General features: G+C 69.8%; 4 protein-coding genes. All 4 read left to right on the top strand.

From position 1 onward, the window contains the following. The first annotated feature begins 10 nt into the window (after nt 1-10). The gene (locus tag V7787_RS39495; RefSeq protein ID WP_336093074.1) at nt 11-682 is read left to right on the top strand and encodes a hypothetical protein; all 672 of its coding nucleotides are present in this window, start codon (nt 11-13) and stop codon (nt 680-682) included. After that, a complete protein-coding gene (locus V7787_RS39500; protein ID WP_336093076.1) occupies nt 682-1,098 on the top strand; it encodes a hypothetical protein in 417 nt (138 codons plus the stop codon). The genes V7787_RS39495 and V7787_RS39500 overlap by 1 nt, the downstream gene beginning before the upstream one ends. Nucleotides 1,099-1,249: 151 nt before the next feature. Further along, entirely contained in the window at nt 1,250-13,288 is a 12,039-nt protein-coding gene (locus tag V7787_RS39505) for a filamentous haemagglutinin family protein (RefSeq protein WP_336093078.1), read from the top strand. Between the two features lie 1,060 nt (nt 13,289-14,348). Further along, nucleotides 14,349-15,656 (top strand): PstS family phosphate ABC transporter substrate-binding protein (locus tag V7787_RS39510; RefSeq protein ID WP_336093079.1); only part of this gene is annotated, 1,308 nt, incomplete at its 3' end.

Genomic DNA, 15,656 nt, shown 5'->3' on the forward strand with positions numbered 1-15,656 from the left:
AGCCCAGCGCATGAGCCTGTCCATCGCTTCGATCCGCCACGGCGCGCTGCGCAGCGCGCCGCTGTTGGCGGCCTTGTGGTTCGCCGCGTCCGCCGCGCACGCGCAGAGCGCCAGCGAGACCCGCCTGCGCGATGCGCTGCGCGACACCGCCACCCGCCTGCGCGCGGCCGAGGCCGCGCTGGCGCAGCAGCAGGCGCTGGTCGCCACGGCCGAACGCGAGCGCGACGCGCTCAAGACCCAGGCGGCCAAGCCGGCGCCGGCCGCCGACGGTGCGCAGATCGCCTCGTTGCAGCAGCGGCTCGGTCAGGCCTCGGCCTCGGCCGAGCAGGCGCGTGCCGACGCCCAGAAGTGGCGCGGCGCGCAGGAGCAGGCGGCGCAGCAAGCGCAGCAGAAAGAGCGCGAGCGCGGCGAGCTGGCGCAGCAGTTGGCGGCGAGCCAGGCGCGCGCCGCCGATTGCGCCGCCGGCAGCGATGCGCTGTACCGCACCGGTATGGAGCTGGCCCAGTTGTATCGCGATCCGGCGTATGCGCGCGGCAAGCGCATGGGCCTGATCGGCATCGGCCAGGTCGAGCGCGAGAACCGTGTGCGCGAGCTGGAAAACCGGCTTGAGGACGAACGCGTCAAGGCCGGCCAATGCGGTAGCGGCGATGTAGCCGCGCGTACCGCCGCCGCGACGGAATGATGGACGCGCCGCGCGCTAGCGCCGTCGCCAGCCAGCGTGCGCACTCGCGCGCGCTGGCGGTGCGCGCGGCGTGGGCGGCGGTGCTGGCGTGCGTTGTCGTCAACGCATCGGCGCAGCGGCGGATGCTGCCGGCCTCCAAACCGCAGCCGCCGCCGTGCGTGCAGGTGCGCATCGGCCAGGACGAAGCGGGGCGCTGGGACTGCGTCAACGATGCGTTCAAGGCCGAGGTCGACAAGGTCGCGCCGATCACGGTGAGCGAGTCGCCGGGCGAGCGCAGGGTGCCGATCGAGCAGGGCCTGGCGGTACCGGCGGCGACGCGGCAGCGGTTGGGCGATCAGTACGGCAATTCGCTGACGCCGCAGCGTCCCGTGCGTTCGTTCCCGGCGCCGCCGCTGGCGCGGCCGCCGACGAATTGAAGCAGTCGCGCGCGCGCCGTCGCCGCGGTCGCGCATCGCTCGTTGTTGTGTTTGCAGCAAAGCAGTTCCGCGTTTGCGTTCACCCACTCAACCGCGTCGCTTCGCTGCGACGCCCAAGCCGCGTCCCCGCGGTCGCGCAAAGGAAGCCGTCATGACCCGCAAGCCCGTCGCCGGTAACGATTCGCAAGGTCCCGCGCCCGCCCGGCTGCGCTTGCTAGCGCTGACCGCGGCGATCTCGCTGGCGCTGGTCGGCGGCGGCGCTCACGCCGACCCCAATCCGTTCGCGCGCCGCGGCGCCGACCCGGCCGCGCAGGCCGCGCGCGCCGCCCAGCAGCAGGGCCTGCAGTCGGTGCAGGCGCAGCAGATGGCGCAGCGTTCGCTGGCCGCGTTCGCTCAGGCCGCGCGGGTGCGCGCGGCGCTGGATGCGACCCAGGTGGCCGCGCGCGCCGCGGCGGCGGCTTCGGCGGTGGCGCAGCAGATTCCCGACGGGCTCGCCGAGGGCGGGCTCAAGATCGCCGCCGGCGTGCGGATCGAACCCGGCGCGATCAGCGTCGACGATCCGCGTTTGAACCAGTCCAAGCTGTGGCTGGGCGCCAAGGGCCCGACCCAGAGCAACGATGCCGGCGGCAACGTCACCGTCACCGTCGAACAGACCCAGAAGAAGGCGATTCTGAGCTGGGAAAGCTTCAATGTCGGCCGCCGCACCACGGTCCATTTCGACCAGCGCGCCGGTACTCAGGCCAGCGGCGCCAACGACTGGATCGCGCTCAACCGGATCGACGATCCCAGCGGCCGGCCTAGCCAGATCTTCGGCCAGATCAAGGCCGAGGGCAGCGTCTACTTGCTCAACCGCAACGGCGTGGTGTTCGGCGGCACCAGTCAGGTCAACACCCGTTCGCTGATCGCCTCTTCGTTGAACCTGTTCAACAACAACACCGCCGCCAGCAACCGCGCCTTCATCCAGCGCGGCCTGCAGCAGGCCAGCCCGGACGCGACCGCGTTCCTGCTGACCTCCGAGTTGGGCGAGTCGTACGCCAACACCGGCGCCAAACCGGCGCGGCCGGGCGATATCCGGATCGAGGCAGGCGCCCAGGTCAAGACCGCGGCCGGCGGTTTCTCGTTGATCGCCGCGCCCAACGTGTCCAACGCCGGCACGGTCCAGGCCAAGGACGGGCAGGCGCAATTGGCCGCGGTGCTCGGCGCGAGTTACGGCGCCGACACGCTGCTGGCCAACAATCTCAGCGGCAACAATCTGACCTTGGATTATCGCGGCTACGGCAGCGGCGCCGGGGTCGATCCGGCCGCGCTCGGTTATGGCCGGCTCGACAATTCCGGGGTGATCGCTTCGACCCGCGGCGATGTGACCTTGGTCGGCGAGCGCATTCGCCAGGACGGTTTCGTCGGCACCACCACCAGCATCAGCCGGCCCGGCCACATCGCCATCACCGCGCTCAACTTCACCCAGGGCGGCGGCAGCGAAGGCGTGTTGAGCGACCGCGTCGGCGGCACACTGAATTTCGGTTCCGGTTCGGTCACCACCATCGCGCCGGAGCGCGACGGCGAGACCACCTCCTCGGCGCGCAGCTCCGAGCAGGCGTTCAAGCCGCCGAGCGCGTTGCTGGCCGGCGCCCAGGTGCGGTTCCAGGAGAACTCGCTGGTGCTGATGCCCGGCGCCACGCTCGACGTGGTCGGGCTGGCGCTGTATCGCGGCCCGGGCGCGGTCGGCGGCATTTCGCGGATCCAGGTCGATCCGGGCGCGACGATCGATCTGGCCGGTCTGGCCGATGTGCAACGGCCGATCTCCGACAACATCGTCACCATCAAGCGCGTTGGCGAGAACGAACTGGCCGATTCGCCGCTGTTGCGCGGCGGCGGTTTGTACCGCGCCAAACTCGATATCGATGTGCGCGACAAGGGCGTGACCGAAGACGGCCGCGCCTGGGTCGGCAGCCCGCTGCTCAATGCCGCCGGTTACGCCGATCAAGTGCCGCGCACCATCGAGCAGATGCTGATCGACGGCGGCACGCTGAATCTGACCGGGCGCGAAGTCGTGGTGCGCGGCGGTTCGTCGCTCAATCTGGACGGCGGTTACGTGCATTACCTCGGCGGCACCATCGCCAGCCGGCGTCTGGTCGGCATGGACGGGCGCTTGTACGACCTCGCCGATGCGGATCCGAACATCTCCTATCGCGGTTTCGCCGGCGACTACACCCTGGATCACCAGCGCTGGGGCGTGAAGGAGCAGTACTTTTCGCCGTTCTCTTCCTACGGCCGCCGTTACGAGTCCGATTACCTGCACGGCGGCGACGCCGGTTCGCTCAACGTGAAGGTGTTGGCCGAGACCGGTTTCCCGCCGCTCGATGCCGGTTTGGTGTTGGCCGGCAACGTCAGCGCGCGCGCCGAGTCCGGGCGTTACCAGATCAAGAACGGCGAGCCGGCCAAGGGAGGCTCGCTGTCGGTCGCCAACACCGGCGGCCATGAGTTCACCCGCTGGTCGATCGGCGCGGCCGCGCCGTTGGACGTGCCCGCGGATTTCGCCGTGGACAGCAAATTCGACAGCTTGCCGCAGGCGCGGAAGGACGCGGACGGCCTGCGCGAGACCCAGCTGTCCGCCGGTTGGATCGAGAACGCGGGCTTCGCCCAGTTGCAGCTCAACGATCCGTTCGCAGTGATCCAGGTCGATGCCGACGCGCAACTGCGGATGCAGCCCGGCGGCCGCATCGCATTGACCGGGCGCCAACTGCGCGTGGACGGCACCCTGGACGCGCCGGCCGGCGCGATCGAGCTCAACGCCAGCGGCACGGTGTACTCGCAGCGGTCGAGCGAACTGAGCGACATCCGCATCGGCGCCGGCGCGCGCTTGCTGGCGCGCGGCGAATGGGTCAACGATTTCGGCGCGCTGGCCGATGCGCAACGCGGCGGCGCTTACATCAATGGCGGCCGCATCGCCTTGTCCACGCGTCAGCAGATCGCCAGCGTCGACGGCCAATTGCGCGACGCCACCGGTTCGATCCAGATCGCCTCCGGCGCGCAACTGGACGTTTCCGGCGGCGGCCGCATCCTCGCCGACGGCAGCCTGTCCAGCCGCGGCGGCCGCCCGGACGGGCGCGGCGGCGATATTTCCTTGCAGCTTTACCAAGGCGCGGAAGCCTCGCTGCAGGTCAATCTGCCGGCGGCGTCGTACGCCGCGATCGGCGACGCCGGGCAGTTGCGTTTCGATGCGGCCTCGCTGATCGCGCATAACCTCGGCGGCGGCGGCAAGCTCAGCCTGAGCGCGCGCGACGTTTACATCGGCGGCAAGGCCGGCGCGAACGCCGACGCGCGCGACCTGCGCCTGGACGCCGGCTTCTTCGCCGGCGGCGAGTTCGGCGCCTACGATCTGCAATCGCAGTTCGATGCGGTGGTCGCCGCCGGCGCGCAGGTGCCGGTGTGGCAGCGCAACTACATCGTCGACGCTTCGACGCTGCGCCAGGCGCGCAGCGGCAGCGATCTGTTCGGCGGCGGTTTCGGCGCGTTCGGGCGCCTGGACGATTCGCGCCGCCCGGCCGCCAACCTGTCGATCCAGGCCGGCGGCGCGGTCGGCCGCGCCTACGCGCGGCCGGAGTTGGCGCAAATGCGCGACGAGCTGCGCCTGGAACAAGGCGCGCATCTGCAGCTCGACACCGGCGCCAAGGCGCGGCTGGGCTCGCGCGGACAAGTCACCGTGCTCGGCGCGGTCAGCGCGCGCGCCGGTTCGATCGAGATCTCCGGCGACACCGGCGGCAACGGTTTGTCGCCCGCGGCCGATCCGGCCGGTTACTGGGCCGACGACAAATCGGTCTGGCTCGGCGCGCAAAGCTCGCTGGACGTTTCCGGCATCGCCCGGCTCGACGGTTTGCAGCGGCCGCTGGCGGACGGCAGCGTGCCGCGGGTGGGCGAGGTGCTCGACGGCGGCAGCATCACCCTGAGCAACAACAGCGGCTACGTGGTGGTCGAGCAGGGCGCGCGCTTGAACCTGTCCGGCGCTTCGGCGCAGTTGGATCTGGACAGCGGCAGCAACCGTCTGGGCACGGCGCCGTTCGCGCCGACCCAGGTCTGGAGCGACGCCGGCAGCTTGCGCCTGGGCGCCGGCGCCGGCCTGTATTTCGACGGCAGCATCCAGGCCCACGGCGGCGACGCGCAGGCGCGCGGCGGCAGCGTGACGGTGCAGGGCTTGCGCGCTTCGCGCACCGACAACAGCGGGCCGAACGGCGGCCGCCAGGATTTGATCGCGCGCGAGATCGTATTGCGTCAGCAGGCCGCGCCGTTGCCCGCAAGCGCCGCACCGGGCGAGCGGATCGAAACCGAGGCCACGCCGTCCGGCCGCCTGTACCTGTCGGCCGAACGTTTGCAGGGCAGCGGCGTGGACACGCTGCAACTGGGCCAGATCAACGCCGACCCGTTCATCCCGGTGGTGTTCGAAGGCAATGTGGAGCTGTCGCTGGCCCGCGCGCTGACCATGAACGCCAGCGGCTACGCCTTCCGCGCCTTGCCCGGCGCCGCCGCGCAGGCCGCGCCGCAGGTGCATCTGTCCGCGCAGTACGTCGCCTTCAACGGCCTGATCGCCGGCGCCGGCGGCACCGCTTTGGCCGACCCGACCGCGCCGGGCGATGCGAGCTTGCGCGTGGACGCGGGCTTCATCGACTTCGGCGGGCGGGTGCGCCTGGACAACTTCGGCCTGGGCGATTTCCGCAGCCGCGGCGACATTCGTTTCTACACGCCCAGCCAGTTCCGCAGTTACAGCTCCGCCGGCGGCGTGCGCGAGACGCCGGGCGAACTGCTCACCGGCGGCGATCTGGATTTCAGCGCCGCGCAGTTGTATCCGGCCACCGGCGAGCGCTTCATGATCCGCGCGCTCGGCGCGCTGGACCGCGCCAGCGGCCGCCGCGAAGCCACCCGCATCCGCATCGCCGGCAACGGCGCGGCGGCGCCGACGCCGCTGTCGGCCGGCGGCAGTCTGCTGCTGGACGCCAGCACGATCGAGCAGGGCGGCGTGTTGCGCGCGCCCGGCGGCAGCCTGGTGCTGGGCGCGGCCAATCCGAACGATGCCGATACCTTGGCGGCGTTCAACAACGTCAAGCTCACCGCGACCGAACGGGTCGAGCTGCGCGCGGGCAGCCTGACCTCGGTGTCGCTGGACGGGCGCATCGTGCCTTACGGCAGCACCGTCGACGGCTTGCAGTGGAAGGCCAATGCGCTCGACACCGACCTGGCCGCGCCGCCGCAGAAACAAGTGCGCCTGGATGCGGCCGCGCTGTCGCTGGCGCCCGGCGCCAATATCGACCTGTCCGGCGGCGGCGATTTGCAGGCGGCCGAATGGGTGCCCGGCACCGGCGGCAGCCGCGATGTGCTGTCGACTTACAACACCAGCTACGCCTCCGGCAGCGCGCAGCCGTCGCCGCTGTACGCCGACGGCCGCGAGGTCTACGCGATCCTGCCCGGCGCGCAATCGCCGCTGGCCGCGGCCGATCCGAACTTCAGCTCGGCCGACGGCGGCGGTATGGCGGGCAAGTCGGTGTATCTGTCGGGCGTGCCCGGTCTGGCCGACGGCGTTTACACGCTGCTGCCGGGCAAGTACGCGACGCTGCCGGGTGCGTTCCGGGTGGTCGAAAGCCGCAGCGGCCGCGATGCGCAGGCGCAGAACAATCTGACCGCGGCCGACGGCACCGCGCTGGTCTCGGGTTATTACGTCGATGCGCTGAGCGGCGCGCGCGAAGCCCGCAGCACCCGTTTCGAAGTGCAGTCGCGCCAGACCTGGGGCCTGTACTCGCAGTACCAGACCGTCGGCGCCAACGACTACTTCAGCAAACGCGCGGCCGGCCGCAACGAAGCCGTGCCGCCGCTGCCGCGCGACGGCGGCCAACTGGCGCTGAGCGCGCTGCGTTCGCTGGAACTGGGCGCCGGCCTCAACGCCAACGCCGCCGCCGGCGGCCGCGCCGCGCAGGTCGACATCGCCGCGCAGGCGATCCAGATCCGCGGCCAGAACCAACCGCTGCGCGAAGGCGCGGTGCAGCTCGACGTGGCCGGGCTCAACCGCCTCGGCGCGGCCAGCTTGCTGATCGGCGGCGTGCGTCACGCGCGCACCGACGGCGTATCCATCGACACCCGCGCCGACAGCGTCTGGCTCGACAACGATGCGGCCAGCGCCTTGCGCGGTCCGGAAATCCTGCTCGCCGCCAACCAGAGCGTGCAGGTGGGCGAGGGCGCGGTGTTGCGCGCCGACGGCGCGCTCGGCGGCGCCAGCGGTCAGACCTTGCTGATCGGCGAGGCGCCGGCGGCCAACGGCAGCGGCGGACGCAGCGGCGAGGGCGCGCTGTTGCGCGTGTCCAACGCCGGCCCCGCGCTGGTGCAGCGGCGCAACCTGCCGCCGCTGGCGCAGGCGCGCGGCGAGCTCAGGATCGGCGCGGGCGCCAACGTGGACGGCGGCGCGTCGCTGACCCTGGATGCGGCGCGCAATACCTTGGTCGATTCCAGCGTTTCGCTCGGCGGCCGCGACATTCAAGCCAACAGCGGTTTGATCGCGTTCGTGGGCGAGGGTGCCGACAGCGGCGAGCTCGACGGTTTCGTGATCGGCCGCGCCACCTTGGCGCAATTCGACCGCGCGCAACGCATCGGCTTGCGCAGCTACGGGCGGATGGAATTCCACGGCGCGGTCGATGTGGAGGTCGCTCAAGCCTTGGCGCTGAGCGCGGCTTCGTTCGTCGGCGACGGCTCGCAGGTGAGCTTGCGCGCGGATGCCTTGAGTCTGTCCAACGATCTCGGCACCCGGATCGCCAGCGAATCCGCCGGTGCCGGCGCGCTGAATCTGAGCGGCCGCGAAGTGGTTTTCGCCGGCGGCGAAGCCACGGTGGCCGGCTTCGGCCAGGTGCGCGCGCAGGCCAGCGAAGCGATCTCGGTGCGCGGCAAGGGCAGCTTCGATGTCGGTGGCGCCAGCCTGAGCTTGCAGGCGCCGGTGATCCAGGCCGAAGCCGGTGCCGACGGCGCGCTGCGCAGCGGCGCCGAACTGCGGGTGCTGCGCGGCCCCGGCAATGCGCCGCAGGCGCGGCCGCAGGGCGGCGCGCTGACCCTCAGCGGCGCCAGCATCGAAGGCGACGGTCTGCTGCGCGCCAATTCCGGCCGCATCGTCCTGCGCGCCGAGCGCGGCGACGTGCGCCTGGGCAACGGCGCGTTGGTGGACGTGTCGGGGCTGGACAAGACTCTGTTCGATCAACGCATCCTGGCCCCGGCCGGCCGCATCGAATTGGCCGCGACCCAAGGTTCGGTGAACCTCGCCGAAGGTGCAGTGCTGGATTTCTCCGCGCCGGCCGGCGGCGACGCCGGGCGCTTGCGGGTGGACGCGGCCCAGGGCGCGATCGAATTGGCCGGCGCGCTGCGCGGCGGTACGCCCAAGGGCGTGGGCGGCAGCGTCGAGCTCGACGCCGGCCGCGCGCTCGACCTGGACGCGCTGGCCCAGCGCTTGAACGCTGGCGGCATCGACCAGCGGGTGGCGGTGCGCACCCGTGGCGGCGAATTGCATTTGAGCGAAGGCAACACGCTGCGCGCGCGTCAGGTCAGCCTGATCGCCGACGGCGAACGCGACGGCGCGGTGCGTATCGACGGCCGCATCGACGCGTCCGGCGTCAGCGGCGGCCAGATTGAGCTGTGGGCGCGGCGCGAGCTGAGCGTCGACGGCCAGCTGCTGGCGCGCGGCAGCGATTCCAAACGCCGCGGCGGCGACATCAGCCTCGGCGTCGGCGCGCAGGGCAACGGCCGATTGCACGACACCCACGGTTACCAACTGGTGGACCGCGCCGATTCCGGCGCGCTGTCGATCGGCGCCAAGGCCTTGCTCGACGTGTCCGGCGGCAGCGCCGGCGGCTTGTCGGGCGGCCGCATCGACCTGCGTGCGCCGTTGTTGAGCGATGGCGACGTGCGCGTGGACATCGCCGATCCGCGCAGCCTGGTCGGTGCGCGCGAAGTCGGTCTGGAAGCCTACGCGGTGTGGAGCACCGACGATGCCTCGGCGTCGCCGGACCAACACTTCGACGGCCTGATCGATCCGGCCGGCTGGTTCCAATCCAACGGCGAGATGGTCAGCGGCAAATGGCAGGACTTCACCGGCGCCGAGTTGCGCCCGCCGACCCGCGAGCAACTGGCCGACTACCTCAACCGCCATTACTTCACTCCCGACGCCGGCCAAAGCAACGCCGCGCACCAGCGCTTCTACGGCTACCGCACCGATGAAGCCGGCGCGCAATCGCCCGGCACGCTGATGGGCTTCGTGCAGAACCCCGGCTTCGCCTTCGGCGGGCGTTTCGACGGCATCGCCAAGTTCCGCGCCCGGCCCGGCATCGAACTGCGCAATCCGGGCGGCGAGGGCGACGGTTCGATCCAGGTGCTGACCAACTGGAACCTCAATTCCGGCCAGCTCGGTCAGCTCGACTTCCGCTACAACGGCGCCGCGCCGGTGCTGAGCCTGCGCGCCAAGGGCGACATAGTGGTCAAGGCCAGTCTGTCGGACGGCTTCGCCCGCTTCATCGGCAGCGGCCAACCGCTGAGCGGCGATTACGCCGGCAGCAGCTTGCGCTACGGCGCGGTGTCGGCCGAGTACACCGAACGTTACGGGCCCGAATACAGCCTCGGTCGCTATCTCGGCGTGCCCGAACAGATCGGCAGCGGCGATGCCGAGCAGATCGCCCAGTACTATGGCCAGTACGACGAACTGGTGAAGTTGCTGACCGCCAACGATGCGGAACTGGAAGCGTTGTGGGGCTCGCCGCTGAGCCTGCTCGACGCGCTCAAGATCATGGCCGATTACGCCGGCGAGGTTCCGCAAGCGTCGCCGACGCCGGCGAACACGCCGGTGGAATACGGCAAGCTGCGCGAAGACGGCAAGCCGACCGAAGGCTCGTATCTGGAGCGATACCGCAGCCACGTCGTGCAGATGTTCGCCAGCGGCGACAGCTCGGTGCTGATCGACGACAGCCAGAAACCGCTGCTGCCGATGCTCGGCGCACTGATTCCGCTGCCGCCGCCGGCCGACCGCAGCCCGAGCCTGCAGGCGCAACGCGACGGCGACCGCATTCCTTTCGCCAGCCGCACCTTGACCGCGGGCGACAGCAGCAGCTGGCGCCTGATCGCCGGCGCCGACCTCGCCAGCGCCGCGCCGAACGCGCTGCGCGCGCAGGCCGCGGCCGGCAACATCGTGTTCGACGGCCACACCACCGTCACCAGCATCGACGGCCTGGGCAATCTGCGGACCTTACCGGTGCCCAACGTGCTGCGCACCGGCACCGGCAGCATCGAACTGGCGGCCGCGCAGGACATCCGCTTCGCCGACCAGGCCGCGCCGGCCAGCGTCTACACCGCCGGCACGCCGGCCGCGGGGACCACGGCGTCTTCGTCGTGGCAGATCATCGCCACCGATCGCGGCTCGCAGGTGCTGCCGGATCTGATCCAGACCGGCCCGGTCAATCCCGAAGCCGCCGGCAATCTGCTGCTGCGCGCCGGCCGCGACATCGTCGGCGAACGCGAGATCTACGACGATGCCGCCGGCACCCGCAGCGGCAAGCCCGGCACCTATCTCGGCCAGTACTGGTGGCCGTGGATGCAGACCGGCAACGTCCGCGACGATCGCACCGTGCAGTCCAGCTCGATCAACTTCGGCGGTTTCGCCCAGGGCTTGCTCAGCGTCGGCGGCAATGTCTCGATCCAGGCCGGCCGCGACATCACCGAATTGTCGGTGTCGCTGCCGACCACCTGGGTCAGCGACGGCCAGGGCGGCACCCGCAGCTTCGGCGGCGGCGACCTGCGCGTGGACGCCGGCCGCGACGTGCTCGGCGGCGATTTCTTCGTCGCCAAGGGCGAGGGCTCGCTCAGCGCCGGCGGCCGCATCGGCTCGGCGTTTCAGCTCAATGCGCGCGCCGCGCGTTTTGCCGAGACCCTGGAACTGAGCACGCCGGTGGCGCCGGTGCTGGCGATGCAGGACGCGCAATGGCGGGTGGTCGGCGCGCAGGACGTGGAGATCGGGCAGGTGCTCAATCCCTCGTATCTGCGCACCGATCTGATCGGTCCGTCCGACTCGCAGCGCTACGGCGACAACGCCTCGCTGCAGGCGATGTCGGTGGCCGGCGATCTGAGCTTCGGCAGCGTCAGCTTCAGCGAAGCGCTGTACAGCTACGGCCTGTCGCGCAACCTGTTCCGCGCCAACGCGCCCTACGAGGTCGGGCTGACGCCGGTGTTCGCGCGGGTGCTGCCGGGCCGGGTGTCGCTGAGCGCGCCCAACGGCGACCTGAGCCTGCAGTCGGGCGAGCAGTTGTTCCCCAGCGCCAGCGGCCAGCTCAGCTTGCTGGCCGGCGGCGATCTGGCGCTGTTCTCGCCGGTGTTCTCCACGGTCAATCAGCAGTGGCGGATGCTCGACTTCGATCCTTCGTGGATGCCGTCGCCGGTCAACCAACTGACCAGGCTTCCTGGCGAGGGCATGGGCACGATCGACTTCGGCCCGAACGCGAATCTGCAGTTCCGGGTCGGCCGCACCCAACTCGGCAATCTGCATCGCGACGACGCCGAACCGGTGCGGATCTACGCCGGCCGCGACATCGTCGGCGGTCTGCAGATCGACGGCGTCAGCCTCAACGCGCTCGGCGTGGAAGTGGCCAAGCCGGCGACGATCCTCGCCGGCCGCGACATCGTGGATTTGAATTTCCGCGGCCAGAACTTCCGCGCCTCCGACACCACCCGCATCGCCGCCGGCCGCGATCTGTTCAATCGGCCGTTGAAGACGCGTTACAACAGCGGGCCGCTGCAAAACGCCGCGGCGTGGATGGAACTGGGCGGGCAGGGCACGTTCGAGGTCCAGGCCGGCCGCGATCTAGGCCGCTTGACCTCGGCCAACGAAGCCTACGAAATCCTCAACCGCAACAACCCCGATGCCGGCGGCATCCGCACCATCGGCAATCGCAACAACGCCGGGCTGGCCTTCGAAGGCGCCGATCTGGTCCTGCGCTTCGGCGTCGGCCCGGGACTGGCCACCGCGGATTTCGCCGGCCGTTATCTGGATCCGGCCAACGCCGAGGCCGCGCCGTACCGCGATTGGCTGGTGCAGTTCATGGCCCGGATCGACGCCGATCAGCGCGATCGCCAGGGCTCGGCCGCGGCGCCGGCTTCGGCGGCGGACGCGCAACAGGCCTGGCAAGCGTTCCAGGCGCAGCCGCAGAACGTGCGTCAGTTGCTGGTCGACCGCGTCTTCCTCGACGTGCTCAAGCGCGCCGGCCGCGACACCCAGGACCGCAACAGTCCCAACTTCGGCAAATACGTCGACGGTTATCGCGCGATCAACACCTTGTTCCCGGCGCAGTTGGGCTACACCGCCAATCAGCTCGAAGGCGGCAGCAACGGCGCCGACAAGCCGGTCGCGACCGGCCGACTGGACATGCGCGGCTCGACCGTGCAGACCGAGCGCGGCGGCGACATCCGCATCCTCGGTCCCGGCGGCGACGTGCTGGTCGGCAGCGTCGGCGCGCCGCCGACGGTGATCGATTCCGGCGGCACGGTGCGGGTGGGGCCGAACCAGCAGGGCATCCTGACCCTGGACGTGGGCGACATCGGCATCTTCACCGACGGCAGCGTGCTGTTGGCGCAGAGCCGGGTGTTCACCCAGGGCGGCGGCGATCTGACCATCTGGAGCTCCAACGGCGACATCAACGCCGGCAAGGGCGCCAAGACCTCTTCGGACAAACCGCCGGTGCGCTACTTCTGCGACGACGACCATAACTGCCGCATCGACGCGCGCGGCCTGGTCAGCGGCGCCGGCATCGCCACCTTGCAGACCGCGCCCGGCGCCAAGCCCGGCGACGCGGTGCTGGTCGCCCCGCGCGGCACCATCGACGCGGGCGACGCGGGCATCCGCATCGCCGGCAACCTGATCGTCGCCGCGCAGAGCGTGGCCAACGCCGACAACATCCAGGTCGACGGCGATTCGCTCGGCATCCCGGTCGCGCGCGGCGTCGACACCGGCGCGCTGTCGGCGGCTTCCAACGCCAGCTCGGGCGTCAACGCCGCGGCCGAAGCGATGGCCGAGAAACGTCCGGCCGCATCGCTGCGCGAGACCCCGGCGATCATCTCGGTGCAAGTGATCGGCTTCGGCCGCTGCACGCTCGGCGACACCTCGTGCATGAACGTACCGCCGCCGTAATCGACAGCACGCGCGCGGCGGCTGCGGCTGCCGCGCGTTCCAACGGCGCGCAACTCAACTGCCGTCGCGCAACTCACCCGTCAGTGCGCAATCCACGTGGTCGAAGCAAAATCAAAATGGGTTCCGGCTTTCGCCGGAATGACGGGGTGTGGGTTGCGCGTTGGCGTGAATGACGGAGTGTGGGTTACGCGCTGGCGTGCGGGTTGCGCGCTGATCGGTGGCCGCGGCCGTTCCGCAGGCGACGCTCAAGCAGTCTGACTATCCCCACCGCGCAGGCAACCCAGCGCCGCGCAACCCTCTGGTCGAAGCAAAATCAAAATGGGTTCCGGCTTTCGCCGGAATGACGGCGTGTGGGTTGCGCGTTGGCGTGAATGAGGGAGTGTGGGGTACGCGCTGGCGTGCGGGTTGCGCGCTGATCGGTGGCCGCCGCCGTTCCGCCGGCGACGCTCAAGCAGTCTGACTATCCCCACCGCGCAGGCAACCCAGCGCCGCGCAAGCCTCACCCCGTCATTCCGGCGAAAGCCGGAATCCATTTTGATCTCACCCTCATCGGCCAGCTAGAGCCGTTCGGCCGACGACACCCAGTCGCCGACCGTCGCCATCGCCGAGTCGCGCCGACCGCATCCCGAATCGGATCGCGCCAGTGGCGATCTCACGAAAACACTCATCGCCAACGAACTAACGGATCGCGCCGCACGGTGGGCGTGCGCATGCGCAAACCAAAATTCAACACCCATTCGCAGCGAGCAAGGACACGTCAATCGCGTGACTTCGCTAGACCCAGCGTGCGCTGACATTACAAATCGCGCATCGAATGGATATCGCGCCGAATACGATCCGAAAGAATCCGCGATGCGTTGAGATTGGCTGGAAAAACAGCGAAACCAAACACGCTTCAACTGTGTTTCTGGAGTAACAAATGTGTATCTCCCTGGTCGTCGTCATGGAACACACGGGGGCGAGTATTGCGTGGCGTCGAAACATCAGTCATGGACGCAATTCAATCGAGCAAAAACGGATTTAGTCGGATACACGCCACATACCCTTCAGGAGAAGTCACGTGCATCGCAACATGCTCACGCTGTCCCGTCTCGCCATCGCCACTGTCGCTTTCGCCGCCGCCGGTTCGGCCGCCGCGGTCGACCTGTACGGTGGCGGCGCCACCTTCCCGGCGCCGGCTTATGTCGGCGATCTGTACAACTCGACCACGCCGAAGGCTCGCCTGTCGCGTTCGGCCGGCATGCTGCCGAGCGTCACCGCCTACCAAGCCGCCGGCCTGGGCAACTCGACCGGCACGCTGGTGCCGGTGTTCTCCAAGTACGCCAGCTTGACCAGCAACAAAGTGTCCTACTGCCAGACCGGCAGCGGCATGGGCAAGAACGTGCTGAACCAGAACGGCATCTTCGCCAACGGCCAGTGCTTCGATAACGCCACCGCCAGCAAGGACATCACCGGCTTCACCTCCAACGATCCGGTCACCGACTTCATCGGCAGCGACTCGCCGATCAGCACCGCCGACTACAACACCTTCAACACCAACATGTCCGCCACCCGCGGCGCGATCGTGCAGATCCCGACCCTGGCCGGCGCCATCGCCATCCCGTACAACGAAACCAACGTGCCGGCCGGCCTGCAGCCGCTGGCGCTGACCACAGAGCAGGTCTGCAAGATCTACGGCCGCCAGTTCACCCTGTGGTCGCAGGTCAACGCCAGCCTGCCGGCGAACGCGATCAAGATCGTCTACCGCAAGGACGGCAGCGGCACCACCTTCGCCTTCACCAGCTTCCTGACTGCCAAGTGCAACACCGCTTACGGCACCAGCTTCAGCCCGAACCAGAACTTCGCCGCGGCGATGGGCGCGCAGGATCCGGCCGACCCGACCCTGGTCCCGGGCGCGTGGGGCTGGACCGCCGCCACCGGCAACAACAACGTGGTTTCGACCGTCAAGACCACCGCCGACGCCGCCGGCTACGCCGACGTCGCCGAAGTGGTCAACCAGTCGGCCAAGTACGCCCTGGTCGACGGCTTCAACCCGACCACCATGCCGGCTTCGCTGAACATCCTGCCGGCCAGCATCCAGCAGGGCCTGGTGCTCAACGGCGCCGCCACCGCCGCGGTCCCGGGCAGCGGCACCACCGCGCAGAAGAACTGCCTGAAGCTGGTCAGCTCCTCGGCTCCGATCTCCGGCGCGTATCCGATCGTCGCGGTGACCTATATCAACGCCTACTACAGCGGCAACGGCAGCACCAAGGCTCCGGCCCTGCGCGATCTGCTCAAGCTGTTCTACAACACCACCAACGCTCCGGCGCTGCCGACCGGCTACTCGTACCTCAGCGGCAACGCGCTGCTGCGTACGCAGATGAGCTCG

This window comes from Pseudomonas sp. CGJS7 (genome assembly GCF_036961695.1).